The 25662-nt window shown below is 48.4% G+C and carries 31 protein-coding genes and 3 tRNA genes; 18 read left to right on the forward strand and 16 right to left on the reverse strand.

Annotated elements, in window-relative coordinates:
* Nucleotides 1–31 precede the first annotated feature (31 nt).
* From IEY39_RS13145 to IEY39_RS13160, 4 genes are all read right to left on the reverse strand, one after another.
* A tRNA-Leu gene (locus tag IEY39_RS13145) sits at nt 32–117 on the reverse strand.
* A gap of 77 nt (nt 118–194) precedes the next feature.
* Nucleotides 195–267 (reverse strand) — tRNA-Gly (locus IEY39_RS13150).
* Nucleotides 268–404: 137 nt separating this feature from the next.
* A complete protein-coding gene (locus IEY39_RS13155; RefSeq protein ID WP_188932154.1) occupies nt 405–626 on the reverse strand; it encodes a hypothetical protein in 222 nt (73 codons plus the stop codon).
* Nucleotides 627–670: 44 nt separating this feature from the next.
* Nucleotides 671–1696, reverse strand: coding sequence for a glycosyltransferase family 2 protein (locus IEY39_RS13160; RefSeq protein WP_188932155.1), 1026 nt, complete (start codon nt 1694–1696; stop codon nt 671–673).
* A 114-nt stretch (nt 1697–1810) separates the two neighbouring features.
* Between IEY39_RS13160 and IEY39_RS13165 the strand changes: the two genes are divergently transcribed.
* The 4 genes from IEY39_RS13165 (at nt 1811) to IEY39_RS13180 (ending at nt 5147) form a co-directional block, all read left to right on the forward strand.
* Entirely contained in the window at nt 1811–2959 is a 1149-nt protein-coding gene (locus tag IEY39_RS13165; protein WP_188932156.1) for a sensor histidine kinase, read from the forward strand.
* A 9-nt stretch (nt 2960–2968) separates the two neighbouring features.
* Nucleotides 2969–3823, forward strand: a complete 855-nt coding sequence (locus tag IEY39_RS13170) for a helix-turn-helix domain-containing protein (protein WP_188932157.1) — start codon at nt 2969–2971, stop codon at nt 3821–3823.
* A gap of 192 nt (nt 3824–4015) precedes the next feature.
* Nucleotides 4016–4996 carry an alpha/beta hydrolase gene (locus IEY39_RS13175; RefSeq protein WP_229688895.1) on the forward strand — a complete coding sequence of 327 codons (981 nt, stop codon included), beginning with the start codon at nt 4016–4018 and terminating at the stop codon, nt 4994–4996.
* Nucleotides 4997–5065: 69 nt separating this feature from the next.
* Nucleotides 5066–5147: transfer RNA gene (locus IEY39_RS13180), tRNA-Leu, on the forward strand.
* A gap of 286 nt (nt 5148–5433) precedes the next feature.
* Here IEY39_RS13180 and IEY39_RS13185 read toward each other — a convergent pair.
* The 3 genes from IEY39_RS13185 to IEY39_RS13195 all read right to left on the reverse strand — a co-directional run bounded on the left by IEY39_RS13185 (nt 5434) and on the right by IEY39_RS13195 (nt 6621).
* Nucleotides 5434–5685: a hypothetical protein gene (locus tag IEY39_RS13185; RefSeq protein ID WP_188932159.1), complete on the reverse strand. Its 252-nt coding sequence runs from the start codon at nt 5683–5685 to the stop codon at nt 5434–5436.
* A gap of 144 nt (nt 5686–5829) precedes the next feature.
* Complete coding sequence (locus tag IEY39_RS13190; protein ID WP_188932160.1) at nt 5830–6438, reverse strand: ATPase; 609 nt, start codon at nt 6436–6438, stop codon at nt 5830–5832.
* Nucleotides 6439–6441: 3 nt separating this feature from the next.
* Nucleotides 6442–6621: a hypothetical protein gene (locus tag IEY39_RS13195; RefSeq protein ID WP_188932161.1), complete on the reverse strand. Its 180-nt coding sequence runs from the start codon at nt 6619–6621 to the stop codon at nt 6442–6444.
* Between the two features lie 352 nt (nt 6622–6973).
* Between IEY39_RS13195 and IEY39_RS13200 the strand changes: the two genes are divergently transcribed.
* Nucleotides 6974–7591 carry a hypothetical protein gene (locus tag IEY39_RS13200; RefSeq protein ID WP_188932163.1) on the forward strand — a complete coding sequence of 206 codons (618 nt, stop codon included), beginning with the start codon at nt 6974–6976 and terminating at the stop codon, nt 7589–7591.
* The gene (locus IEY39_RS13205; RefSeq protein ID WP_188932165.1) at nt 7588–8346 is read left to right on the forward strand and encodes a hypothetical protein; all 759 of its coding nucleotides are present in this window, start codon (nt 7588–7590) and stop codon (nt 8344–8346) included. The genes IEY39_RS13200 and IEY39_RS13205 overlap by 4 nt, the downstream gene beginning before the upstream one ends.
* Before the next feature lie 357 nt (nt 8347–8703).
* On the opposite strand, the gene IEY39_RS13210 is transcribed toward IEY39_RS13205, so the two are convergent.
* Nucleotides 8704–9198, reverse strand: coding sequence for a flavodoxin family protein (locus IEY39_RS13210; protein WP_188932167.1), 495 nt, complete (start codon nt 9196–9198; stop codon nt 8704–8706).
* A 252-nt stretch (nt 9199–9450) separates the two neighbouring features.
* On the opposite strand from IEY39_RS13210, the gene IEY39_RS13215 reads away from it, so the two are divergent.
* The 3 genes from IEY39_RS13215 to IEY39_RS13225 are packed head-to-tail and all read left to right on the forward strand — an operon-like array spanning nt 9451 to nt 11158.
* Nucleotides 9451–9777: an ArsR/SmtB family transcription factor gene (locus tag IEY39_RS13215; protein WP_188932169.1), complete on the forward strand. Its 327-nt coding sequence runs from the start codon at nt 9451–9453 to the stop codon at nt 9775–9777.
* The gene (locus tag IEY39_RS13220; RefSeq protein ID WP_188932171.1) at nt 9774–10277 is read left to right on the forward strand and encodes an SRPBCC family protein; all 504 of its coding nucleotides are present in this window, start codon (nt 9774–9776) and stop codon (nt 10275–10277) included. The genes IEY39_RS13215 and IEY39_RS13220 overlap by 4 nt, the downstream gene beginning before the upstream one ends.
* 5 nt (nt 10278–10282) lie before the next feature.
* Nucleotides 10283–11158: an alpha/beta fold hydrolase gene (locus tag IEY39_RS13225; protein ID WP_229688896.1), complete on the forward strand. Its 876-nt coding sequence runs from the start codon at nt 10283–10285 to the stop codon at nt 11156–11158.
* A 207-nt stretch (nt 11159–11365) separates the two neighbouring features.
* On the opposite strand, the gene IEY39_RS13230 is transcribed toward IEY39_RS13225, so the two are convergent.
* From IEY39_RS13230 to IEY39_RS13265, 8 genes are all read right to left on the reverse strand, one after another.
* Nucleotides 11366–12277, reverse strand: coding sequence for an SDR family NAD(P)-dependent oxidoreductase (locus tag IEY39_RS13230; RefSeq protein WP_229688897.1), 912 nt, complete (start codon nt 12275–12277; stop codon nt 11366–11368).
* A 61-nt stretch (nt 12278–12338) separates the two neighbouring features.
* Nucleotides 12339–12905 carry a TetR/AcrR family transcriptional regulator gene (locus IEY39_RS13235; RefSeq protein WP_188932175.1) on the reverse strand — a complete coding sequence of 189 codons (567 nt, stop codon included), beginning with the start codon at nt 12903–12905 and terminating at the stop codon, nt 12339–12341.
* 87 nt (nt 12906–12992) lie between these two features.
* Nucleotides 12993–14921, reverse strand: a complete 1929-nt coding sequence (locus IEY39_RS13240; RefSeq protein WP_188932177.1) for a heparinase II/III domain-containing protein — start codon at nt 14919–14921, stop codon at nt 12993–12995.
* Between the two features lie 5 nt (nt 14922–14926).
* Complete coding sequence (locus IEY39_RS13245; protein ID WP_188932179.1) at nt 14927–15250, reverse strand: cupin domain-containing protein; 324 nt, start codon at nt 15248–15250, stop codon at nt 14927–14929.
* 48 nt (nt 15251–15298) lie between these two features.
* On the reverse strand, nt 15299–15661 hold the full coding sequence (locus IEY39_RS13250) for a nuclear transport factor 2 family protein (protein WP_188932181.1): 363 nt from the start codon (nt 15659–15661) through the stop codon (nt 15299–15301).
* Nucleotides 15662–15776: 115 nt separating this feature from the next.
* Complete coding sequence (locus IEY39_RS13255) at nt 15777–17741, reverse strand: YWFCY domain-containing protein (RefSeq protein ID WP_188932183.1); 1965 nt, start codon at nt 17739–17741, stop codon at nt 15777–15779.
* Nucleotides 17742–17752: 11 nt separating this feature from the next.
* Nucleotides 17753–18880, reverse strand: coding sequence for a relaxase/mobilization nuclease domain-containing protein (locus IEY39_RS13260; protein ID WP_188932185.1), 1128 nt, complete (start codon nt 18878–18880; stop codon nt 17753–17755).
* The gene (locus tag IEY39_RS13265; RefSeq protein WP_188932187.1) at nt 18847–19257 is read right to left on the reverse strand and encodes a hypothetical protein; all 411 of its coding nucleotides are present in this window, start codon (nt 19255–19257) and stop codon (nt 18847–18849) included. Before IEY39_RS13265 ends, IEY39_RS13260 begins: the two co-directional genes overlap by 34 nt.
* Nucleotides 19258–19418: 161 nt before the next feature.
* Between IEY39_RS13265 and IEY39_RS13270 the strand changes: the two genes are divergently transcribed.
* The 9 genes from IEY39_RS13270 (at nt 19419) to IEY39_RS13310 (ending at nt 25413) form a co-directional block, all read left to right on the forward strand.
* Nucleotides 19419–20000, forward strand: coding sequence for a Crp/Fnr family transcriptional regulator (locus IEY39_RS13270; RefSeq protein ID WP_188932189.1), 582 nt, complete (start codon nt 19419–19421; stop codon nt 19998–20000).
* An 84-nt stretch (nt 20001–20084) separates the two neighbouring features.
* Nucleotides 20085–20903: an RteC domain-containing protein gene (locus tag IEY39_RS13275; RefSeq protein WP_188932191.1), complete on the forward strand. Its 819-nt coding sequence runs from the start codon at nt 20085–20087 to the stop codon at nt 20901–20903.
* A 19-nt stretch (nt 20904–20922) separates the two neighbouring features.
* Nucleotides 20923–21423 (forward strand): cyclic nucleotide-binding domain-containing protein, encoded by a 501-nt coding sequence (locus tag IEY39_RS13280; RefSeq protein WP_188932193.1) that lies wholly within the window; start codon nt 20923–20925, stop codon nt 21421–21423.
* A gap of 114 nt (nt 21424–21537) precedes the next feature.
* On the forward strand, nt 21538–22965 hold the full coding sequence (locus IEY39_RS13285; protein ID WP_188932195.1) for a hypothetical protein: 1428 nt from the start codon (nt 21538–21540) through the stop codon (nt 22963–22965).
* A gap of 11 nt (nt 22966–22976) precedes the next feature.
* A complete protein-coding gene (locus IEY39_RS13290) occupies nt 22977–23405 on the forward strand; it encodes a hypothetical protein (protein ID WP_188932197.1) in 429 nt (142 codons plus the stop codon).
* Nucleotides 23406–23497: 92 nt separating this feature from the next.
* A complete protein-coding gene (locus IEY39_RS13295; RefSeq protein ID WP_188932199.1) occupies nt 23498–23947 on the forward strand; it encodes a hypothetical protein in 450 nt (149 codons plus the stop codon).
* A 65-nt stretch (nt 23948–24012) separates the two neighbouring features.
* Complete coding sequence (locus IEY39_RS13300; RefSeq protein ID WP_188932201.1) at nt 24013–24720, forward strand: nucleotidyl transferase AbiEii/AbiGii toxin family protein; 708 nt, start codon at nt 24013–24015, stop codon at nt 24718–24720.
* 76 nt (nt 24721–24796) lie between these two features.
* Nucleotides 24797–25126 carry a DUF6922 domain-containing protein gene (locus IEY39_RS13305; RefSeq protein ID WP_188932203.1) on the forward strand — a complete coding sequence of 110 codons (330 nt, stop codon included), beginning with the start codon at nt 24797–24799 and terminating at the stop codon, nt 25124–25126.
* Nucleotides 25117–25413 (forward strand): DUF6922 domain-containing protein, encoded by a 297-nt coding sequence (locus tag IEY39_RS13310; protein ID WP_373285445.1) that lies wholly within the window; start codon nt 25117–25119, stop codon nt 25411–25413. The genes IEY39_RS13305 and IEY39_RS13310 overlap by 10 nt, the downstream gene beginning before the upstream one ends.
* Nucleotides 25414–25662: the final 249 nt, after the last annotated feature.

The raw sequence follows: 25662 nt of genomic DNA on the forward strand, positions 1-25662 counted from the left end.
ATAAAACCCCGACGATGGTCGGGGGCGTGTGTACCCGGGACGGGAATCGAACCCGTACTGCCGTTTCGGGCAACAGGATTTTAAGTCCTGCGCGTCTACCTGTTCCGCCACCCGGGTAGCTGGCTTAAAGATAAGCCAAAAAAAATTCCATCGGCCAGCGGCGGATGGAATCTTATGACCGATCAGGTCTTTAGAGCGGAAGACGAGGCTCGAACCCGCGACCTCAACCTTGGCAAGGTTGCGCTCTACCAACTGAGCTACTTCCGCATGAATACTATGTAAAGAACCACTTTTTCCGTCCATAGTAAGATTCACAAATCCTTGATCACTACTGCCAAACCGCGTTTCTTACTTGGGGTTGCAAAAATAGGGAAAGTATGATTCCCGAAAAAACTTTTTCTGAATTATTTGTACTGGGGTGTGTACAGGGTGTTACCGGGTACATTGACCTCGGGCTTGCCTTTGTAACGATTTGCCCACAAACCAAAGCTGCCACCAACGATGAGTGCGATAACAACGCCCACTTGCAGATAAAACAGGAATGCCGAGGAGTCCACCCAGCTATTGGCAATGTCCTTCAATTTCGGGTCTTTCAGCTCTATTGGTTGGTCTAATTGTTGATCCATAATGGTTTAATTACTGCGCAAAAATAGGACATTCGACGGGAAAATCAGCCTTTGCTTTTTACAATTTCCGTAAAAGTTTTCTTTCCCCGGACAAAATATTGCCACACCACACTGCCACTATACCATCCCTGGAGCGGGGCGCGTCTGTTGGGGGGAAAGATGCTCTTTTTACGGTTGATAGCCAGCCACTTAAAAAAGGCAAGATGGGCTTCCAGGATGGCCCAGAAATAGACCGCCTCACCGGCAAAAAGGGATTTCCAGGCGGAGATGGAATCCAGCAGAAAACGCAAGGGTATCTTCCAAAGCCACTGCTCGGGCGGCAGGCATTTGGCCATCATGATGAGATTGTTGCGGAAATTGAGGAAGACCTTGCGTTCGTTGCCTTTTGGCAGGGTGCCACCACCTACATGATAGACCACCGATTGCGGGCAACTGTATATTTTGTAGCCGGCCAGCTGGAGACGCCAGCAGAGATCGATCTCTTCCTGGTGGGCGAAGAAGAAATCCTCGAGTCCCCGGAGTTCGTGATAGAGGCGGGCCCGGATGAACATGGCAGCCCCACTGGCCCAAAAGATAGGCTCCGGCTTGTCGTACTGCCCGGTGTCGCGCTCGCAGACATCGAACACGCGACCCCGGGCAAAAGGGTAGCCGAGATGATCAAGCCAGCCGCCGGCCGCCCCGGCATATTCGAACGAATCGCGATCGGCATACATCCTGATCTTGGGCTGACAGGCGCCGATGGCCGGATCGGCTTCCATCAGCCGGATGACGGGTTGCAGCCAGCCGGGCGTCACCTCCACATCGGAATTCAAGAGAACATAATAGTCGCTCTTCACCTGCCGCAACGCCTCATTATAGCCCCCGGCAAACCCCCGGTTCTTATCCATGGCAATGATACGCAGGCCGGGATAATGCGCTTGCAGAAAAGGGATACTGTCATCCGTAGAGGCGTTGTCCGCCACGACGATCTCGGCGCCGGGGCAGGTATTGGCCGTTACAAAGGGGAGGAATTGTTCGAGGAATTTACGTCCGTTGAAATTGAGTATGACAATGGCTGTTGTTGGCGTCACTACGGATGATTTAAAATTTCGGCCGGACTTCGCCGGGTTTGGGCGACGGATGGCCGTCCGGGCCCAAAAATAAGGAATAGGGATTTAGTGAAGTGGTTTTTATAAATTCGATCTATGATTCGGAGTTTGCTTAACTGGAGATCGTTCTTGGCTTTAGCCGGCATCGTTATCGTTACCGCCACCATCTTCTATTCCCAATATCTCGCCAAGAAGATAGCGGCGGACGAACGGCAAAAGGTCGACCTGTGGGTAGCCGCCAGCAAATCTGTGTTGAACAACCCGGGAATGGACCTGACCCTGCCAAACCTAATTCGTAACGGTCAGCAGTCGATACCCATCATCGAGACCAACGAACAGGATAGTATAATCGATTATATCAACCTGGATTCCTTCCGGGTGGCGCGTGACAGGGGCTGGCTCTACAAGCAACTGGAGAAATTCCGGGCCGAGAACAAGCGCATCGAGATAAAGCTGAATGACACGCCCTATATCGCCAACCGTTATTATTATGGTCATACCGCCCTGCTGGACGAAGTCCGGTACTACCCACTCGTGCAGCTGTTTATCGTGACCCTCTTTATCTTCTTTACCCTTTATTCCATCACCATCCGCAATAAGGCGACGCAAAACCAGCTCTGGGCCGGGATGGCCAAGGAGACGGCCCATCAATTAGGCACCCCCGTCTCGTCCCTGGAAGGCTGGGTCGAGATGTTGAAGGAGAGCGCTGTCGATGGGCGTACAGTGGCGGAGATACAGAAAGATGTCGACCGCCTAAAGCTGGTGTCCGACCGGTTTGGGAAGATCGGTAGCAAACCGGTGCTGGAAGAAAAGGATTTGATCGGGCAGGTGCAGAATATGATGGAGTATATCCGAAAACGCGCGACAGGGAAGGTGCAGTTTGCGCTGCAGACGCAGGCCCAGTCTCCCTTGTATGTTCGCATCTCGGGTCCGCTGTTCGACTGGGTGATCGAGAACCTGCTCAAAAATGCGCTTGACGCCATAGAAGGCAAGGGAACTATCACCATCGGCATTGTGGATCATTTGAAAGAGATCGTCATCGACGTGACAGATACGGGTAAGGGCATCGCCGCGCGCAACCTGCAAAAGGTATTCAAGCCAGGGTTTACGACGAAAAAAAGGGGCTGGGGCCTGGGGCTGAGCCTCTCGAAACGCATCATCGAACAATATCATAAGGGGCAACTGTTCGTCCGGCAGTCGGAACTGGGGAAAGGGACAACCTTCCGCATCGTGTTGAAGAAATAATGCATTGCCATGGAAAGATTTTTCGAGCAGAACTATAAGAAACTGGGCTTGGTAGAGATCGATGCCGCCAGCCTGGACTCTATCAACGGACAACGCTACAAATCCTATATAAAAGTGCTGTACCTGCCGGCCGGTTATTCGTTGACGGTTGATTTTAAGCGATGGACCACCAAAAAGAGCACGCTCTTCTTTATCAATTCCAACCAGTATTGCCAGGTGGAAGGAGCCGGCACGGCAAAAGGCTATTTCATCTATTACAACCGCGACTTCTATTGTGTACAGATACATGACGAGGAAGTGGCCTGTGACGGACTCCTGTTCAACAATATTTACGGGATGCCGATGACGGTGTTACCCGCCAGGGAAGACAAGATCGTGGCCGGTGCGGTACAAAATATCCTCGATGAGCTTTCCCGCCAGGAGTCATCGTATGAAGAAATGATCCGCACCTATCTTAAACAGATGATCATTCTAGCTACCCGGGTCTGGAAGCAACAGCAATTAGCAGGCTTTGACCAACATCCCAGCGAAGACGCGGAATTCTTCCGGACATTTAGCCGGCTGGTGGAGATCCATTTCCGGGAAAAACATAGCGTCACCGACTATGCCGAGCTCCTGAGCGTGGCGCCGAAGACGCTTTCCAAGCGGTTGAACCGGCTTGGTGTGCCCCAACCCAATGATGTCATAAAAGATCGCATCTTGCTGGAGGCGAAGAGACTGTTGATCTATTCCCCGCTGAGCATAAAAGAGATTGCCTACGATCTTGGCTATGACGATCCCGCCTATTTCAACCGGCTGTTTACGAGCAAGGTCGGCCGTACGCCCGCCGCGTTCAAAAAGCAAACCTTTACGCAGGAGCAATAACCTCTGTTTGTACAATTTATTCCTACCGGGGAAAAAAGTACAATTTTAGTCGCTCTTTTGCCATTTTTTCAGGCCTATCGGCGGAATAATTTTGCTTCATGCAATTTGACAAAAACAAAACGTATGAAGCACAATTTTCGCAACAGCAGTTTCCTTTTCTTCCTATTATTCACATTTAAAACATCTTTTATCATGGCACAATCAACCATTGTCAAAGCAGAGAATGACCCGCGCATCCTGGTGGAAGTCCGCAGTTTCCTGAAGGCGCTGAATGGCGGGGGCGGCAAACCGATTGAACAGTTATCCCCAGCCGAAGCCCGGCAGGTGCTCGTCGACGCGCAAAAATCGGTGGAGGTAGATTATTCTGGTATTACGGAATCCGAGCAGACTATTACGCAAGATGGGATCCCGGTGCGGATCCATGTTGTCAAGCCGGCAGGCGTGAAACCCAATGGGCCTGTTTTTATGTTCTTCCATGGCGGCGGATGGGTATTGGGGGACTACCCTACTCACCGCAGGCTGGTTCGCGATCTGGTGGTAGGGAGTGGCATAACGGCCGTTTTTCCTGACTATACGCCTTCACCGGAAGCCCACTACCCTGTTGCGATCAACCAGGCATATGCAGCAACCCAGTGGGTGGCGCAGCACGGCGCAGAGATCGGCGTGGATGGCAGCCGGCTTGCCGTCGTAGGCAACAGCGTCGGCGGCAACATGGCCGCCGTGGTGGCGCTGATGGCGAAGGACAAGAAAGGGCCGAAGCTGGCGTTGCAGGTGCTCTTGTGGCCGGTGACCAATGCCAATTTCGAGACCGGCTCCTATCATGACTTTGCCGACGAACGCTTCCTCACCCGGAATATGATGATCTGGTTCTGGGACAACTATACAACGAAGGCTGCCGACCGGGCGCAGATCTATGCCTCTCCCCTGCAAGCTTCGCTTAGCGAGTTGAAAGGATTACCCCCTGCCTTGGTTCAGACCGCAGAGAATGATGTGCTGCGTGACGAAGGTGAGGCCTATGCCCGCAAGCTTGATGAGGCCGGCGTACCTGTGACGCAGACCCGTTACCAGGGATTGATCCATGACTATGGTCTGCTGAATCCCCTTGCCCATGTGCCCGCCGTGCAGACGGCGTTGCGGCAGGCGGCGGCAGTGATCAGCGAAGCGTTGAAATAAAAATTTCGTTGAAAATCCGGTCGGAAAGTACTACATTTGCAGCCACTTCAAAATTTCCCACTGGAGTGTGCGTGGGTGGCGAAATTGGTAGACGCACTACTTTGAGGTGGTAGCGCCGCGAGGCGTGTGAGTTCGAATCTCATCCCGCGCACTATGTAAATCAGCACTTTACACCTTATAAAAAAGGTACTTGTATCCAGTCTTGTAGTCATAATTCTAAAATTAGATACACGATTGGATACAAGAAAGTCTGATAACAAATCTCCAAAAGGTTCTGTTTCCTTGTTTCCTCACATCCTTCCTTCCACCATACCTTACATATATTCTTTGGGAAGTTCCTTGGATCTAATAATTGTCTCAACAACTGTTTAACCCACTGTCAAAAAAACACATTCATTGTGTAAGCCAACGGTGAACTACCATAACAAAGCGCTCTACTAGCTTGCACCAGAAGAAAGCTGTCTATAAATATATTGACATGCGTCATCTTCAGTCACAAACGTTTTTGTCGATTGTTTTTCACCTTTCTCTTTAAAGTAAACTTCGTATTCCACGAAAAATTTCCCTTTTCTTATCGCTAGCGCGATCTTATCATTGTCGTCTGGTGAACCATAAATTCCGTTTAGGTAGTATGTGTTTTCGGGAATTTCTAATTCCTGAAGTTTATTATGCAATTCGGCCAAAGACATCTGCTTTTTTTATTTGTAAGGAAGCAATAATCCCGGGTGTCAGTTCTTTTTTTTCTTCGAGAAACTTTTGCATTGTTCCATGTGGTAAGCTCATCGTCGTTTCAAATTTTGTTACAGGAATAGCTACTACACTGTACTAAAAAATCAGCCCTTCCCTCTTCGCAACTCAATTCTTTCCGCCAATTCCAGACTAGCCTGTACCCACTGTAGACAGTCTGGGTGTTTATAAAGTATCTGCCCTTGATGAAGTTGCGCCATTATACATGGCTGATGACCGGATACATCAATAATCGTAGCTTCAGAAAAATCTAGCACCTTTGTTTTCAGGTAACTCAATCCCATTTGATAACGCTGTTCAATAATAGGATCGGCAACGGCGTGACCACCTTCTAGAATCCGCGCTCTTACACGGTTCTTGTTGATTTCAACATCACTCGTACCAAGGAAAAAGAGGACCGTATCATATCCATTCTTCCTCATCAAGGCAATCCAATCATAATCAGCAGACTTAGATAAATTGCTCTCGATCATGAAATCTCTCCTTTCCTGAAGCAATACTTTCATTCTTTCTCTCGCAATCTGTTCAGCCCTTGCAAGATTCTCGGCAGTATAACCACCTAGTTCTCGAAAAACGATCAAGTCTATATTAATAAATGGCAGTTCCGGATTGATAGATTTATTTTCAACCCCTAGTTGATACCACGTAGTCTTACCTACGCCATTGGCGCCGCCCAATACATACAATGAAGGCATTCTTTACTTTCTTTCAGACGATTGGAGAATGGTCTTTTGACCAGTGCGAGGATCTTCCTTAATGATCTTGCCATTTTCTTCATAGACAATAAAACTGCCTAATCGAGTGGCCCTGGAACGTACAAAGGCTTCTACATCTTTACCGATGGTAGCCATGTTGAAATTAACTTGTTTCTGTTCCATGCAACAAAGATAAACAATCCTCTCTCAATATAATAATTTCAATTACAAAAGCCCTGTAAATCAATGCAATAACTTTTATTGGGCGAAGAATCCATAAATTCATTCAAAAGAACAAAATAGCGCCCAAGAGGGCGTGTGAAGACTCACCCAGCGCACAGCAGAGCCGTCTATAATGCATATCATTTTCGTTTCTAAAACACAGTGATAACAACGGTGGAACTTAATTCTTTTTGTGAATTCTATCTTTTTTTAGATACAAGTCTCCAACATATTGAAAATAAGATAGTTATATTTTTTTACATGTCATTCACATAGCTGTTTAAGATATTGACGCATATTAACTTTTTGTGCTATGTTTACAGCTAAATTTTCTCAGTCAAACCCAAAGAGCCTATCAATGAAAAAAAACAATGAGAAAAATGCGGGTCAGATTGCAAATGAAATTTTTGCACTCCTGGAAAATCAGGACAAAGAACACGCCAACAGAATTTTAGCATCCGTCGCAACTCTTTTAGGTGTTACTCCACCGGCAGCTGTTAATGGGCAGGCTGGAAATGGAGAGGGTAGCTCGAATGGTCAAACACCACTTGCAACCGTTAAAGACGCTAAAGCTTTTTTTACTTTAAAAAAACCCGAGACTATAGGTGAAGAGTTTGCCGTTGCTGCCAAATTCCGAGTGGATAACAGTCTTGGCGAAACACACACAAAAGCCGATATTAAAGAAACGATTGCCGATAAAGCAAAACGAAATTTTGCTGACAACAATTTTTCTCGCGATATGGTCAATGCGATAAGACAAGCGAAGTTCTTCATTAGAGGTAAAAAGAAAGGCGACTATGTACTCTCCGCACTTGGTGAAGCATATGTAGATGCATTGCCTGACAGAACAGCAGCGGCAGAAAGTCGTAACGCACATAAACCTAGCAAACGCGCAAAGAAAAAGGCCGCAAAAAAAGCGTCTAAGAAATGACCCTTACAGTAAGCAATTTGCTGGGAGCTTTACCGCCAACACTTCGAGATGAACTTTTTTCGGAATTTAATAAGCTTTTAAAAAACTACCGTGAAGGACGTTGGGAGCCAGCAGAACTAGAAGGTGGCAAGCTCTGTGAAATAGTATATTCAATTTTACGCGGGTATACCACAGGAACTTATCCTTCCAAATCTTCGAAGCCCGCACAATTCAAACAAGCGTGTGACGCGCTTGAACAACTCAGCTCAGCTTCGTTTAGTCGCTCTGTTCGCATTCAAATTCCGCGCATTTTAATTGCTCTATATGAGGTACGTAATAACCGAGGTGTCGGTCATGTTGGGGGTGACGTTGATCCAAATCGCATGGATGCAACCTTTGTTATTTATTCTGCAAAGTGGCTTGTTGCTGAGCTTATTAGAATTTTTCACCAAGTTACTGTCGACGAGGCAAATTCATCCATCGAATTAATCGTACAAAGAGAGGTGGAAGATATTTGGACGATCGGCAATAAAAAAAGAGTTTTAAAAGCGGGCCTGGACGCAAAAAAGCAAACTTTACGACTCTTATACAGTTGTATTGACGGTAAAGCGACCGTAGATGAATTATGCGATTGGGTGGAATATTCTACTAAGTCGAATTATAAAACAAAGGTCCTAAACGGTCTACACAGCGATAGGCTTGTAGAATGGGATCAAAACAACGGAAATGTCCACTTGTCTCCTTTGGGCATCGAAGCTGTCGAGGCTGAATTGTGATCCGATCAGAACGGCTACGCCTTGACTGGTTGCGTAGCTTTGACGAACTACGTAAAAAAAGAGTTCAATAACCACTGTAGTCATTGCTGATAAGGCTTCAAACAGGCTTATTTACCACAAAATAAGTCAAGCAAGTTGAAAAAGTATTCGATAGAATTTCCCTTTGGTGCACTATGTAAAATCCATGGAAAAAAAGGTAATTGCCTACTGAAAATGGTACATTTGGATACAATATTAGATACATAACTGAATACATAAAAGGTTCCGCTACCAAAACACATCTGTTCACGGCTACCGGAAAATGCCCAAACCTAGTATTGGTAAAGGTTTTCTAGTTTTAAGCGTGAGTGAAAAAAACTACTTTGAGGTGGTAGCGCCGCGAGGCGTGTGAGTTCGAATCTCATCCCGCGCACAGCATATGCAATGCCCCGTCTTTGACGGGGCATTGTTGTTTTCGGAGCGTTGTCGGGCTTGCCCGAGCAAAAGCGCAGAAAATAACAATGGGAGTGAGCGTAGCGAACGGCATTGCATGTGCTGTAGCCCCCCTCCTGATGGCCGAGGAGCCCGCCAGGGCCCCGAGGCAATCTCATCCCGCGCACTGAGGCATTTTGGCCAGATTTTCTTCGAAATCCCCTCCAATATCTTGCTTTTAGGGCAGAGATCTTTCACCGTTTGGAAGCCAGTCCCCACACCATACCCCGCATTCGTATTGAACGGAATAATTGTCTTCCCACTAAGATCATACTGCCTTAGAAAACTCTTCATTGGAGGAGGCATTTGTATCCCCCAAGTGGGGAAGGGATTGATCAGTTCAAGGGCAACAAGCCTGCCGCCCACTTCTTTTTGGATCATCCGGGCGATAGCTTCGGTGTTTCCTGTTCGGCTCAAATAAACGATGAGAATAACGTTGTTGGATTTTGCATCACAGAATCAATAATCTCTAACTAAGCCAAGCGAGGAACAACGAAAGCTAACAATGGTATTGCGATAAAGAAGGTTCCACTCATTTTGTGCACTTTTTTTAATTAAAAAACTCAAATAACTTGCGCAACCAGATAATTGCATTATATTTGCAACCAGATAATTGCGCTACTAGATTATTGTATGGAGACAAGACGAGACGTATTTCAAGCTATTGCTGACCCGACACGAAGGGCAATTTTATTATTGATTGCAGCACAGGCCATGACACCGAATGCCATTGCAGAGGAATTCCATACCAGCAGGCAAGCGGTTTCAAAGCACATTCAAATTCTTACTGAATGCGAATTGGTGAAACAGGAAAAGAAGGGAAGAGAAATCTATTATCACATAAACGCAACTAAAATGGACGAAATCGATAAATGGATTGAGCAATTCAGGAAGACCCTGGAAACTCAGTTCAATCAATTGGACAAAGTATTATCAATCATGAAAAAACAAAAAAAATGAACAATAATTTACTATTCGATTTTACAGTTGACAAAGTTGCTAAAACACTATATATAACAAGAGAATTTGATGCCGACCTTTCGCTAGTATGGGATGCTTTTACCAAACAAGAAATTCTTGACCAATGGTGGGCACCTAAGCCTTTCGAATCAAAAACGAAAGTAATGGAATTCAAAGTTGGTGGACGTAGATTTTATGCAATGGTGGGGCCAGAAGGAGAAGAACATTGGGGAGTACAAAAATACACTTTAATAAATCCCAAGACCAATATAAAATGGTTGTCTTCTTTTACAGACAAAGAAGAAAACATTAATGCCGAAATTCCAACTTCAGAATGGGAATTGAATTTTGGTGAACAAAACGGAACTACGAAAGTAAGTATTGCCATAAAACATAAAACACTTGCTAACATTGAAATGCTTATACAAATGGGCTTTAAAGAAGGCTTTACAATGACATTAAACGAATTAGAAACCTTATTACAAGAACAAAAAAAATAATGACAATGAAAAAGATAATTAACAGAATGAAAATGTCAAAAAAAATATTGCCGATTGCTCTACTTCTTTTCACAGTATTTCAAGTGAATGGACAAAAGACTAAACCTACAGAAAGTGGCTATGCACCTGTCAATGGTATCAAAGTTTATTACGAAGTATATGGACAGGGAATGCCAATCGTTTTACTACACGGCGCATTTTATACTATCGATATGAATTGGAGTCAATTAATTCCTGAACTATCAAAGCATAGAAAAGTAATTGCCATTGAAATGCAAGGACATGGGCATTCACCATATTCAGACAGAGCATTGTCAATTACTACTTTAGCAAGTGATGTAGAAAAAGTGATGGATTACCTAAAAATAGATAGTGCAGATGTAGCAGGCTATAGTATGGGCGGCTCTATTGCCTATCAGTTTGCTGTTCAAAGTCCAAAACGGTTAAGAAAATTAGTAATCATTTCTTCTACTTACAAAACTGATGGTTGGCTACCAATAGTGAACACAGCGTTTGAAGATTTTAAACCTGAATTTTTTGATAACACACCTCTAAAAACAGGATACGATGCAGTAGCACCTGATACAACCAAATGGACAAAGTTTTTAAAACGGATGTTTGATTTTGCCAAAGTGCCATTTAACTGCGGAGACTCCAATATCGCAAAAATTACTTCGCCAGTATTGATTATTTCAGGTGATAATGATGGTTTGGATAAAGTTGAATTGATGAAAACTTATCAATTACTTGGAGGAGGTGTTGCTGCTGATTTAAAACCAATGCCAAAATCGCATTTAGCAATTGTGCCATCACAAGGACATGTGAGCCTAATGATGCAAACGGAAACAATTTTAAGTTACCTAAAAGAATTTTTAAATTAACAAACTGAAGCCTTATCGCTTTTAAGACAAGGAGGATGCTGCCCCATAGTGTTCTGGCCTGATATTCGCTCCCTGCTTTAAAGAACTCCAGGCGAAAATCCTTTTTATCTGATTCCCATTTGCCCATGATGTCTCCTTCTTTCTGAGCTTTTAGGGTTGTTGCTATAAACGCGAAGGCTATTATAAGATGTAAGACTTTCATTTTTTTTATTTTGAATGAACACTAGCCAGCAAAGCGCGGGTCTCGGCGACAACACGATCCTGGAACTTTAGATCCTGCACGAGCATAGAGGGATGCATCGGATGCCCTTTTTCATCAAAGTAGACGCCAGTCCGGCCTGACTCATCAGTCAGAACCTTCGCCGACAATCGCCCGGCCCTCCCGGGGGTGCTCCAATATTTGATGTGAGGCGCGAACAACGGAAGAATGTAGTTTGCTAAGAACTTTAAGAATCCATTCGCATCGCGGGCGAGGCCGGTGTTCGGCGTAAAGCCGGGTTCCAGGGCGTTGAAGCGCAGCCGTGGATTCTCGCGGGCAAACGCCAGCGTCGCGGCAAGAATGGCTTGCTTGGATGTTGCGTAAGCGTCAAGGCCCGGGTTCTTGGCGCCCCCAGGTTTCCACTCGCCGCGCGCACTGGCCTCGGCCGAAATATAGCGACCGCCACGAAAGCCAGCGGCCTTGGCAGGCTTGCGGTTTGGATCTTCTACGCCAGAAGCAACAAAAACAACGTTCGCACCATCGGGAAGGTACGGGGCAAGTGCCTCTGTCAACGCAAACGGGCCAAGATGGTTCGTTGCGAACGTCGTGTCCCAACCGAGCGAGTTCTTTGTCGCACGCATCTGCATGACGCCCGCATTGTTGAGCAGACCGGCAATTGGCAAACGGAGGTCGATGATCTCTTGCGCCGCGCATCTCACACTAGCGATTTCCTGCAGATCGCATACGACCGACACGGCATGTTGGCCCTTTTTTACTATGCTATTTTGCAGCTCGTCGAGCTTTTTGCGGTCGCGTCCCACGAGAACAACCGTGCCGTGTTTAGCCAATTCGAAAGCAGTAATGCGGCCGATGCCGGAAGTTGGGCCTGTAATTATATAGGCCTTACGATTTGTATCCATTTTTGTCATTATTTATACGTAATTATTGTCTGTCTAGTCAGTCATTATATTGTCAAAAAAATTAGCTTATGGCGCGCCAAAAGGTCTCGAATCCAACTTTGCAATGCTTCTTTGCGTTAGCGGGGTCATTGATCATGATATCCATCGTTGTCTCGGCCAACGAGTTCATAATCGCGCCGACAAAGCTCATAGGGACAGCCCTTAGAGAGCCATTGGCCCGTATCCGTTCCATCAAATCGGTAAGACCAGCGGAAGTTTTATGTGCTGCAAGTCGAGTCGCTGGTGTAATCTCTTCGGAAACGCTGAGTTGTGCGAGCGCGCTTCGTTTTTCTGGATTAGACGTTCCCCAATCCATCCAATTCGACCATACGTGAAAAACTTGCTTGCGAAGTTCACTTTCATCTGGAAATCTCTTTAAGGCGGCAGCCGCCATTCCAGCCTTTAACTCTATAAAAAGCTGGTTGAGCAAATCGACCTTGGTCTCAAAATAGGTGAAGAGAGACCCGTTGGATATGCCCGCTTCTTTGGCAATCGTCGCCGTCGGCGCACTCAACCCCTGCGTGACGATCACACGTGTTGCTGCATCTAAAATTGCGCTGCGCTTGTCTTCGCTTTTGGGTCGAGCCATGCTGCAAATATATAAATAATTGACTACTCAGTCAATTATTATTTATAAAATTTTTACCCCGGGAAAAGATCTTCTTCTCAGCGGATATCATTTGGCAACGATGGTATATTGAAAAACGGCGACCCGCACCGGGGACTTTAAATCCAACCGAATTCTGGTGATGGTCCGGTGATGCCAGCTCTCTTTCAGCCCCTCCTCTTCCGGCGTGGTCAACTGCATTTCCTCACTTTGGACGCTCCAGACCCGCGCGTCGTAGTGCAGTTGCACCTTTTTCCCCCTGTCGGTTGCAAACACGATCAATCCTGGCACCGTGATATCGACGGCCCCAACCGTCATGATATTTTGAGTCAGCGAACTAAATACGCTATCTGCCTGGCAATTGTCCGTGATCGTTATCTTTCCCGCTTTTTCTGCCAATATGCTCCGATTCCAGGCGCTTACTCCGGCGGAGGCCGGGTAGGCCTTTGCAAGGTTCATGGTCAGTCTCGCCCCGCGCCGGTCTGCTCGATAAGAAACCTGACTGGCACCATACGCAAGCCCTTCCTGTTGCTGCTGGCCGTTGACCGTCGGCAAATTGTGAAATGCGGAGGTATTGAACCAGAGCCGGTATCGGTCTTTTGAAAACGTACGGGCCGTATAGGTGCCGGAACCGACGTCTACGATCACGGGCTGACCGTCCACATAGACGATAAAGTCACCGACGTCATTGTGGTTGTGGCTCTTGCCATTGTTGCCGGCATGAGCGGCCACAAAAAGTCCATGGGCCAACCGTGAGACCATAAGCTGTACGTCCGGCAGCCAGGCATCCCCGATATCAGTGAAAACGGCAGGGGTTGCGCGGATATCATGGATGTCCATGAAGTCAAAAAGTTCCCTTGTGCGATGAAATTGTTGGCTAATTGCATACCCATTCCCGGCATACAACCAGTTGCCGAAGCCGCGCATGACGGTGTCTCCCGTCTCAGCGCCAAAACGTCGGATCATGCACGGTTCCGGCGCCATTTCAGGGTGCGCGTCCCCAATATTGACAAAATAATTGCCGCCGATATGCACCCTATAGATATAAGCTGCCATGTTGCGGACAATATCCGCGTGAAAGATATTGATGCGGCCATTAGTGGCGCTTTGCAGGAGGTCCAGAACATCCAGAACACAGCCAGGTCCGTAAGCCCAATAGGTCGGTCCTTCCTCACATGCACCGTCATCTCCCAGGCCGTTGAGATATTGGTCCGTCACCTGCATGGCCCGGTACACATACTGCGTCCTTTTATTGCCCTCTTTTTCGAGCAATAGTACAGCAGTAAGATAATTGGACATGATCCAGGGCGCCCAGTTATTCAGCTTGGCTTCTCTGTTTCCCGCCCCCAGCCAGTCATATTTGGCCGTTTCCATCGGCACAAAGATGCGCCTATTAACTTCGTAGTAAATGCGCCCGCGGACCAACGGTGAAATGCTGTCAAGCTCGGGTCCAATGAAATAATCCGCCCAGGCCAGGTTGGCTGCCGTCTCGGCCGCAAAGAGGTCGACCACCGGGTTGTCCGCGTCAGGCAGCCCTTTTCCGCCTTTTTGCAAAAAGAGATGCGCGGAGGCGCCCCAAAACGTTTCTTCGGAGATGGACCATATCCCGTCCAGGATCGCATCCAGGAACCGCCCCCTACCCTCCACGGATTCGGCCAGTACCAGCGCCCAAAGCCGGTTACGTTTTCCAAAGACGAGATTCTCATATCTCGTCCGGTTGCCGTTGCGAAAAAAGTCCAGGGTCACGGTAGCCGGTACATTGGGGAACGGCCCTTGCAGGCAAGCCTCGCCGTTTTTGATCAAAATCGCTCTGATGCTGTCAGGTAATATTTTTGCCCATCCCACCGCCGACTGGGGGAAAGGCTTCCACGCCGCCTGTGATACAAGCACCCTTTGTAGTCCTGCAAGATCCATCTCCTTCTCCAACAGGTTGCGCGGAGTCAGTTGTGCATTCGCAGATGGGCCGAGCAAAAGAAATGCAAGAATCGATATCAGCAAACTCTTCATTTTCTGAAATCCTCCCGCACCGGGTTAAAAATATCCAGCAGCTTGCAATCCGTGATTGCCAGGCCTGAATGCGGTACATTCGACGGAATGACGAGGACGGCTCCAGGCCTCAAAATAACCGGTTCACCCGATACCGTCAGCTGAAAAACTCCCTCCAACACCTGCGATACCTGCTCATGCACGTGTGCATGCTCAGGCGAGGCGCTTCCGGCTTTGATCTCAAAATAGGCGAGGGTCATCCCGGCCGTATGGATGAACCGGCCTGAATATCCCGGTGCGGTTTCCCTGGGTGGGATAGCGGAAAGCTCAATGGGCTGCATAAATAAGTGGATTCTGTTCAAGCGTTTGAGGACCAGTAAATATACGTTTTATTTGCCGGCAAACATGGCCGCAAAGGGCCTGCCATCGAAAGCTGATTCAACGTGACTGATCTTTCCGTTTTTGAATTGGTGCCATTCGGCAACGAGGGTTACGGCTTCAACGGGGGCCTTGGTTTCCAGTTCGAAGAAGATAGCGGCCTGGTCACCCTCCGAAATGATGGTTTTTACGGTGATCCGCACCGTCATCTGCAACAGCCCGGTAAAAGTCTCTATGTACTTATCTGCATTCGGGTAGGTTTCAAAGAGGCCTACGAATACAAGATCATCGCTCAAAAAGGTTCTTGCCTTTGCAATATCCTTTTTTGCCGCTGCTTCGTAAAATGCCTTGAGAATCTCGCCTGAGTTGGACATAACTGTATTTTTTTGTTAATGACTAGTTTGAATATAAAAGACCAATGAGTATCTACAAAAGGGACATTCATTCCAGAATATTTTTTACTTAATTGTTTTTCAACCAATTGCATGCTCAGATTTGAATGACCAGATGATGCAGCTCTGGTGATGAAGAAATCCTAACCATTTCCGATTGGACGAGGACGTCGATCTCGGCGCGGACCTGGCGGAAGTTGGCGTCGAGGATCTCAGGCGTGACTTCGCGAATGTTGGGCAGGGGTTGGTAGGTGGCTTCTTCGGCATTGAGGGCGGGGAAGTCGGCGTCGATGCGGCAGCAGAAGGTTTTGAGCGGGATGGGTTGTTCGGGGGTGTCGGCGACCATCCCGACGAATTCGCCAGGGGAGAGGTTGGCGATGCGGGATTCGGGAATAACGGGTTCGAGCTGGTGGGATTGGGTGATCTGGAGATCGGCATAGGTGCTGGTGAGGCTTTCGCGGTGCTGCATGGTGCGGCCGAAGCGGTCGGCGAGCAGGCGGGCAGTGTCGCCCGTGACCTGTCCCGAGATGATGTTGCCACAGGTGTGGAGGATGACGTCGGCGAGCTTGTCGCCGTAGGCGTGCTTGAGCTGGTTGCTGTTTTGCAGGCAGAGGGTGACGGCGATGTCGTTGCTGCGGCCGGTGGCGATGGTCTTGTCGATGGTATGAACGGCGATGGTACTGAACTCTTCCAGGATCACGGCGAGCGGGTGGCCGCCCTTCTTGTTGGCAAGGCGGTTGATGGCATTGAGGTAAGCCGAGATGACGGGTCCATTCGTGGCCGCTTTTTGCGGATTATTGCCGAGGGTGAGTATCTTGGGGGATTGGGGATTGTTGAGGTCGAGGGTAAAGTCGTTGCCGGTGAGGATATAGTAGAGTTTGGGGGAGGAAAGTTTGGACAGACTGATCGTGGCGCTGGCGATCTGGCCGGCCAGCTGCTCGTTGGCCGATTCTACCAGGGCATCAACGAAGGGGCCGATGTGGGCCTGGAGCTGAGGTTCGGCGCGGAGGATGGTGAAGAGCTTTTTGAGCGGCGTCTGGGCGAGTTCGATGACATGGGGCCAGGTGCAATATATTCCGTCCTTGTACAGCCGCAGATACCAAATGAGAGCCTTGACAAAGCTGATAGCCGACTCCACAAAGAACTCGCCCTGCTTGCCCAGCCATTCCATGTTGAGCCCCAGGAGCAACGCACGGGCAGATTCCTCGGCGTCGGTAATGTCGGTGAGAGTCGCGGGGTGGAGGAGATTGCAGCGATGGGATCGATTGAGGTCGTCGAATTGGATGTTATAGAAGTCCACTCCTTTGGGGTATCGGGATTTGAAGCGCAGAAAATAATTGTACGTAAGTCGGGAGAGATCGTCGTATTTAAAATCATGCAGAACCATGGCATACCCCTTTTGGATCATTTGCCGTATGAAGTGCTGGAGGACATAGGCGGTCTTGCCCGAGCCGGGTGTACCCAGGATAAGGGTACCGCGAGCCGGGACGACGAAATTGAGCCAACTTTCGAGGGTAGCGCCGTTGTACTGAAAATGTGCGGGTAGGTTGACGGACCGGGGATTGGTGATGAGCCGTTGTTCCTGGGGGAAGGACTCGTGGAGGCGATTGAAGATGTCCGGGTCGGACCGGTGCCAGATGACCCGGCTGAGATAGTTGCCGCCGTAGAGGACTAGCAGATAGCCGAAGCCGCATAGCAGGATGTACGGAAGGCCGGTACCGGCGAGGATGCCGCTGACGAAGTAAAGGAAGATGCCTCCGATGCATATGGTGAGTCCACAGCGGGGCGTGTAGTCCGGGGATTTTTTTCCGTCTGCGCCCAACAGGGAGATGCCCAGGAGCAGGAGGGCGAGGGATTTCCCGGCGAGGAAGCCGGCGATGAGCGGGAGGTTGGCTATCGTATCGACCAAGCGCTGGATGATGGGGTCGCCAGGCCCGGCTTCCCGGCAGGAGGGGCAGTTGTGGCAAAAGAAGTGCAGGAGTAACAGGAGGATACCAGCGATGCGGATCGTATCGAGAATGCGATGGAGGGCATTTTCATCCTGTCCAGTGGGTTTGCTCATGGTGGTGGAATTTAGATTCGCAGGCCTTTGTGTTGTTTTTGCCTGATGGATTGTTGGTTGGATTCGGTTATGAGGGATGGCTGAAGGGGATCGAAAGATAGTTTCTGCCGGATGGCGGGAAGGTGATAGTCTGGCCCCAGTTGGGTAGTGTTTATCACGGATCGGGATGCAAAGTCGACCAGCAACAGGCCTGTGATGGCGCCCCGGGCGTCAAGCCCAGAAGCGGCCGCGAGCTGGTTGCGGCGGAGTGCGTCGTGAAAAGCAGCATAGTCTTGCGGGTTTGCCAGGAGTATACTGTCGAGGGCTACGCGGGTACGCTGAATGGCCAGAGGATCGGGCTGTTGGAATTCCCGGAACCTGGTTTCCAGCCAGGAGAGGGTAGGTTTGGATTCGAGGGCGCTGGCCTTTATGGGGGCACCTCTCCCCTGCCCTTTCTCGTCCAGAATCTGGTAAAGCAGGCCACCGAAGCCATAGAGCCGGCTGCCGGGCCGGCCGGTTTTGGCGATGAGGTTGAATTGCCGGAGGATGGCGTTGAGTTCGGCGATGGATCGATACCGGTAGTTGTGCAAAATATAATCCAGCGTTTGGGTGATGACTTCCTTTGTCGGGAGTTTCCCATATTGGATCTTTTCTGCGGGGCCGGTGAGTTGCTGCAGCTTGCGTTTATGGCCCGCTGCTTTTACCAGGCTGAACTCATCTTCCACTGCCCTGCGGGCCGGTTCGGAGATCTTACCTGGCATAAGGAGGGGGTAATAAATATGGCTGCCGTCGGGCCTGATGGAAATCGCAGCGATATGGACATGCGGAGCAGCTGCGTCAAAATGACGGTACACAAGATAGGGTTGATCGCCATAGCCGATTCGCTGCATATAGGACGCAGCAATGTCCACCAACTTTTCGTTATCCAGGTTCTCTTCCGGCGCAAACTGCAGGACGACATGCACGGCGGTTTGGGTTGCACGTTGATTCAATGATTGCAGGTCGTTGAAGCGACGGTTTTTGTCTTCCGGAGTGAGGTCAGCTGCGTCCTTGAGGAAGTTGCCGGCATAGATGCATTCGGCCTTCTTTTCTCTGACCTTTTGCTCATTGTAGTACAGGAGCTTGCCTACTTTGCCGAAGGGTTTTGTTTTTGCGAGCATAGTTCGTAGATGTTGACGAGTGTGGCTTTGATAGCCGTGATATTGTCTCTCAGCTCGAACTCAGCCGCCAGGAGGAATTCGAGGGTTTCCTGTGATATAGTTCCGGGGTGCAGGGACCGTAGCTGCTGCACCCTAGCACTGAAGCTGTGGCGCAGTGCTTCCAGTTGTTGCTTTATCCCGATAGCAGTGAGTTCGAACTGGTCGAGGGATTGATTCCGGTATTTCTTTATGATCGGCTCCCGGTGTAGAAGGCCACGGATGTAGTCTGAAAATACCCGGTAGGTGGTGGAAGTGAATTTCTCTCTGAGGTCTGCATATTCCGATGGGGTGAGATGGACGACCAATATCCGTTTGCGCAACTCCTTCTTCTGCTTCATGATCTTTCGCTGCTTTTCGGGAATTCTCTGATTGCTTTGGCGGGCATTGAAAATTCCGTAGTTTATTCCTAAATTTACTATAACGGTGTAGAACATGCTCTGTTGACTCTTTTTGGCCTATGATTACGAGCAATCAATTGTTCACATCAAACCTTACCAATATGGAACCACTTATCCGGCTGTTGCATGCCGTCCATCCACTTTCGCCTGCATTGGAGGCGCACCTTCGTTTGAAGATCAAATGTTACCAGTACAAGAAAGGGCAGAAGATCGTAAAGGCCGGGGAGATCGCCTCGCATATCCTGTATTTAGAGAAGGGGTTGATCCGGAGCTATTCCCTCGTGCAAGGGAAAAGGATCTCCAACTATTTCATGCGGGAGGGAGATATTATTATCTCGGTAGAGAGTTTCCTGCAACAAATCCCTGCGCACGACTCGATCGAAGCCCTGGAGGATTGTATCTGCTGGGGGATCACCTTTGAAGAGTTAGAAGAGACTTATGCATTTTTTCCTGAGTTTAATGTGCATGGGCGACTGATCACGGGGACCTATTATTGTCGGAGTGAAGCCCGCCATCGCGGCAGGCACCGGAAGAGGTCGCATGAAATATATGCTGCGCTGATGGAAAGCGACCCCAACCTGGTGAGCCGGGTAAAGGATGTGTATATGGCCAGTTATCTTAATGCAAGCAAAGCGACCCTTTCCAGGGTCAAGCATGCTTATGCGAAGAGAAAGTGGCGTTGAAAAGGTATCATTTGAAGCCTTATTCATTTCCCTATTGACAATCGGTTATGGGTATACTAACTTCGTTTCCATGAATGAAATTATATGGAACGGAATTTTGGGCGCTTGCAGGAAGAACTGGGGAAGGCTCTGCAGGAGACGTTGAAGGAAAGCAATCCCATCAACCGGTATATCGGTAGTATCAAGGTAACCAGTGAGGCGATCTTGAGGATGAAGGAGCAGGTGGCGGCATGTCCGTTCGAGGGAAAGGCAGCGGAGATCTACCATTTCAAGTACGAGGCGCCGGAATTTTACAGTCGTCTCTTTTATTTCATGGAACTAAACCGGATAGAAGCCGGCCGGGTGCATAAGGAGCCGGCGGCTTTTATAGCCCTGCTGGGACAGGAAAGGCGGCGGCTGGAAGAGTACTTCCGGCAGCATGACCATATCTGCCGGTACTATAACCAGGGGTCTACCTTTCAGGACGAATACCTTTTCCTTCGCCAGCCTACCGGCCAATGGTCGGGAGATGAGATTGGGACCTTTATCCATACTGATTTTACGATCGGTACGTATTGGGTGTCCTGGATAAAGGCCAATGACCGGCTGCGGGTGTGGATCAGGGAAGAGATGGAGCAAATGGAGCCGGAGGCGGCCGGCGCGAGGAAGATGAGGAAGTTGAAATGGACGGGTGGCAGGGCTGCGCTGATCGAGATGCTTTCCGCGATGCATGCGGCTGGTTGTTTCAATAACGGCAAGCATACGCTGAAACAGGTGATGGAAGCGGGGGAAGAGATATTTGAAGTGAAGCTGGGGCAATATCATGTAGCCCTGAATGAAATGTCGACGCGGAAGGACAGGGCGCAATTCCTGAACAGCCTGGTGAGGGTTTTGTTGGGAAAGTTCGATTCTCTGCTGGAATAATCATCTTAAAGCTTATCATATGCGAACGTATTGGATCGAACAATTACCGGGGATGCCGGAGTTGCCTTATTGTTGTGCCGGTCCTGTCAGGCCGGAGCGGGTGACAAGTACGTTTATCGAAGAAGGCTATTTCGTCGAATACTTCGACTATCCGTATGACCGCCAGAGGACGGTGGCGATGTTGTTCGGGCCGCGGGAGTTCGTGGTGAGATGTCATCCTGTTTTTTCCACGATACAGGCGTTGGACCGGTCGTCAGTTGTGGAGTTCTCGTACGGCAATGTTTTCCGGACGTTGCGGCAATTCCCGGAGGCGGCCGTTCACTACAAAATAGTAAAGGAGCTGTATGAAAAGAAGGTAGCGGACCGGCTGGTGTTGGCGCGGATTGAAAGCGATGAGGACCGGTTTAGGTTTGTACGGGAGAAGCAGGGGTGGGTGCTGTCGCGAGTCCCCGACGGGCTGATAGCGGGGTATTTGGGGGTGTCAAGGGAACGGTTGGCGGAGTTGAAAAGAGGGGTGTGAGGCGGTGGGAAATGGCGCATGAACCGGGGAGGTGGTGCGAGGCGGCGTGTGAATCGGGGGAGGCCGTACAGGTGGGAGAACGTCGTGTTTTCTTCATTCTAAAATAAACCTTATATGAAAAAGTTACTTATCCCTCTGGCTTTGGCCATACTGGCCGGGCCTTCCCTGCAATGCCGCAAGGAGCAATCGGCCGGTTATTCGTCGACGGGTGCACAATTGTTGCAAGGCGCTCGCCACTATTTTGAGGATTCGGTTGCAGGGCTTTCCGTAGGGAGTGCGAGCAGCAGCAGTAATCTGAGGATTAGTGGCAGCAAAGCTCCGCTATGGGCTGACGCCCGGACCCTTGTCATCGGATCGGTGAAGGCAGTAGTTGTTCCTGTCCGGTATGGTGCAGCGCTGCATGTGCGGAGCAATTTCTGCGGTGAGAAGTTGTTCGATCTGAATGAGCTTACCCGACTGCTGGTGTACGAGGATGACCGCGGGCGGTATCATGCGGAGGTGATCACTGCATTTCCGGACAGCCTGGCGTTGCGAGGGGGGAGCGGCGGGTTTACGGGGATCCTCCTGGTGGAAGATTGGGCAGGGAAGCGGCTGCATCAATACCGGTACCTGGCGGATGGATCAGTGCTGCAGGCGGGCTCACCGGATCGGTTCTTGGGGAAAGGGGCTGGTATTGCCGGGGTTTCGGGGAACACGGTGACGCCGGATATTGTTTTTACTACCTGCTATGAGATTGACGGGTATAATTATGCGGAGGGAGATGAGGGGGATGGGTATGCATGGTCGGAGCCGGCGGGATGTAGTTCGGAATATTATCCGGTGTCGGCTTCGTTGGCGGCGGTTGGGGGAGTGGGAGCGGGAGGGTATGGGTCGATTGCCGGTGGCATCACAGGCGCGTACACCATAAACGTCGCGACAGGAGGCGCTGCAATTCCCAATGTAAAGGCCTATTTCGGCTGTTTTACCAATTCGTCCAGCATCGATCACACCTATACGGTAACTGTATGTGTAGCTCAACCTGTGGCAGGTACGCGGGCTCCCTGGAGCTTTACGAAGGGAGGTCCTACCGGTTCCTCTAAGTCTGGAAATCCCGTGAATGTCGGTCATAGCTTTCTTATCTTCCAGGAAAATAGCGCCGGTACCGTTATCACCAGAAATGTGGGGCTCTATCCCGCAGGGCTTGTAAATCCGTTCTTTCCTTCTGATCAGGCACAGCTAAGAAATAATGAGAATACGGATTATAATATATCATTAACTTATACCGTGTCCAATTCGCAATTCTTCTCTATGGTCAACTATGTTGAAACCGGAGGTAGTCCCGGCTATATCTACAACCTAAGCACGAACAATTGTACGACCTTTGTATTGACTGCATTGGGAGCTGGAAACGTTACATTACCCTCAACCATTGGCCATTGGACTGGAGGTAGCGGATACGATCCCGGCGATTTGGGTGAGGATATCCGATCGATGCCGTTAGGACCAAAGATGTCCAGAAATACCGTGGAAACCAAGCATCCTAATACGACAACCTGCAATTAAATTTTACCTCTATGACAAAGCGAAAAAGCCTTTTCCTTGTTGCTATCCTGGCGACATTATGCTCATGCCGTGCGCAACAACCTGATTGGTCAAAATCGAAGAATTGGAAAGTATATGCCATTACAGGCCAAAAGATATTTAATCTGTCAAGCGACACACTTCAAGCTCTTAGCAGGAAGGCGTTAGATAATGACTCTTTACATTACTTTCTCTCAAAAGCGACTATAGTCCCCAAAGAGCGAACACCGGTATGGATGGGGGCTTATCTTTCCAGCTACGAAACTGAAGACGGGAAAGAAAAAAAGGTCGAAATATCCGACTATGGCGGGTTCTTTTACGATGAGGCTTCCGAACTTTATTATGTTATCCCCCGCTCGATTAGCAATGAATGGATGGATTACATTTCCACCCAAGTTACCCTGTTAAGATCGAAAAAGTGACTTCTATAGAAATCCAGCAGAAATAATTTCATTCAATATACCGCTTCAATTTATTCATCGGCGCCTTCATCAGGCGCCCTAAAATCACTTCTATGCTTCAATATCTCCATCCCGACGGCCATACGCCTATATGCGCGGGTATTTATACGAAAGTGAAAGCTATAATGCCCGATCTCATTGGAAAAATACAGGAAGGTTGGACTCCCATTCCTCGTACAGAGCTCTCAGTCCATCTGGGTTATTTTTTGGGGTTCGCATACCTTAATTTCAGAAAACAGGATACATGCATTTATATGAATGTGTGTGGGTTCAAATACGGCCGACAGGACATTGCTTTAGGGACGGTAGCCAGCTTCTATGCTCATCTCAACCTTGGCATTCCGGAATTTCCAAGAAAGCGTAACTGGGTACATATTATCCCGATGGGCAAACAGAGTCTGACCCCACAGGAGAAGCTGCTTATGCATCAGATCACTGAATTTATTTACTGGATAGTGTATAGAGATATTAAGAGAAAAAAAAGAAAGCGTCAGAACTTATGAATAAGTTCTGAGATCGGGTGATTCCTCGAGCGCACATTTGTGCAGATAAAGCAAGAGGAGGAGCCATGTTGCACAAGGAGACGGTTGCTGTTGAAGCATTGGACTTAATCAAAAAACTATCTAGTGACTTATTGTTAAAAGATTTTATACTGGTAGGAGGTACAGCGCTGGCGTTGCAATTGGGGCATCGGAAGTCTGTAGATATTGATCTATTTACCCATAAGGACTTTGATTCCCAAAAGCTTGGAGAGCATATTCGAACCGCATATGGTGCAGAGGTTTCCCACATCCTTAAGAATGGAATATTTTCACTTATTGGAGGAATTAAAACCGATATGATCGCACATCAGTATAAAATGCTAAATCCACCGGTTGAAATAGATGGCATCCGAATGGCTTCTCTGGAAGACATTGGCGCAATGAAACTGCATGCAATAGTCAATAGTGGCAAAAGAGCCAAAGATTTCGCCGATATGTACTATTTACTTGAACACATGAATCTCACCCAACTAATGAGCGCCTATACAATGAAATATCCTGAGCGAAATGAGGCGATTGCAAGAAATGCCTTGCTATACAATAAGGATGCAAAGTTTATAGACATCGTAGACATCCTGGTGAATCCTCTCATTGCCCGGGATATAAAGAAAAGATTGAAAGAGGCCGTCTTGTCACCAGCGAAAATTTTTGGAAGTACCGCAAAAGAAAATAAACCAGGGGTTGAAAAGAAACCAGTTGAAGGACAACGAAAGGGAATACGCAGACGACATTGAATTAGCCTATGGAAGCCTTGTCCAAATAAACAAATAGTTTTAACTTTAAGAAATTTGTTCCGAAAATTGTAAGACAATGGGAAAGCCCGACATAATATCTCCCACACCTGCAGTAGACAGACCCAATCTTCCTACCAGACTATTCTGGGAATTCAAATATGAAAAAATCGATTGGCGGAAGTGTTACGAGCTTGTCATTGAGCGGGTGCTAGACCGGGGGAATCAGCAGGAAATAGATGAGTTAATCCGGTTTTATGGAAGGAAAAAAGTATTAAAGGTGTTCAAAGAACACCCAATCTACTTAATGGATCATTGCATAGATCGCGCATGTGTGATTTTTGGGGTAAAGAAGGAAGATACGGTGTGTTATAAACGGAAAGTGGCGAGGGGGCATGGGTGGCTTTGAAGCCTAATCTACCTGAAGTATTGTTTTGGGAATTCAATTGTGATACGATGGACTGGCAAAGGGCATTTCGGACTGTAATTGAAAGGGTCCTTGACCGTGGGAAAGACCAGGAAGTAGAGGAATTGATTCGCTTTTATGGGCGGGATAAGGTCTTTGAAGTGCTAAAAGAATATCCGATATACCTGATGGATCATTCTTTGGTAAAAGCCTGCGCTCTATTTAAGATAAACAAGGAAGATACGGTGTGTTATAAGAGGAAGGTGGCCAGGGGGCATGGGTGGTATTAAGGAATCGATTCTACCGTTATATGTAATAGTCATTATTTAACCCTACAGTATTGATTGAAGAGGCAACATTTGATCCTACATTGAATTAAAGAGCTGAGCGGGCCTAGGGAGATTCGGACAACGTTTGTAATAGAAGTGGACAGTTCAGTCTGTAGGTGTCGTAACTAATCAATACATTATCACTATGTTATTAAAGTGGCCCTAGCTTTGCTGCGAAACCGGCATACCTCCTTTGTCATGATAAAAAAA

This window comes from Puia dinghuensis, assembly GCF_014642875.1.
GTDB lineage: Bacteria > Bacteroidota > Bacteroidia > Chitinophagales > Chitinophagaceae > Puia > Puia dinghuensis.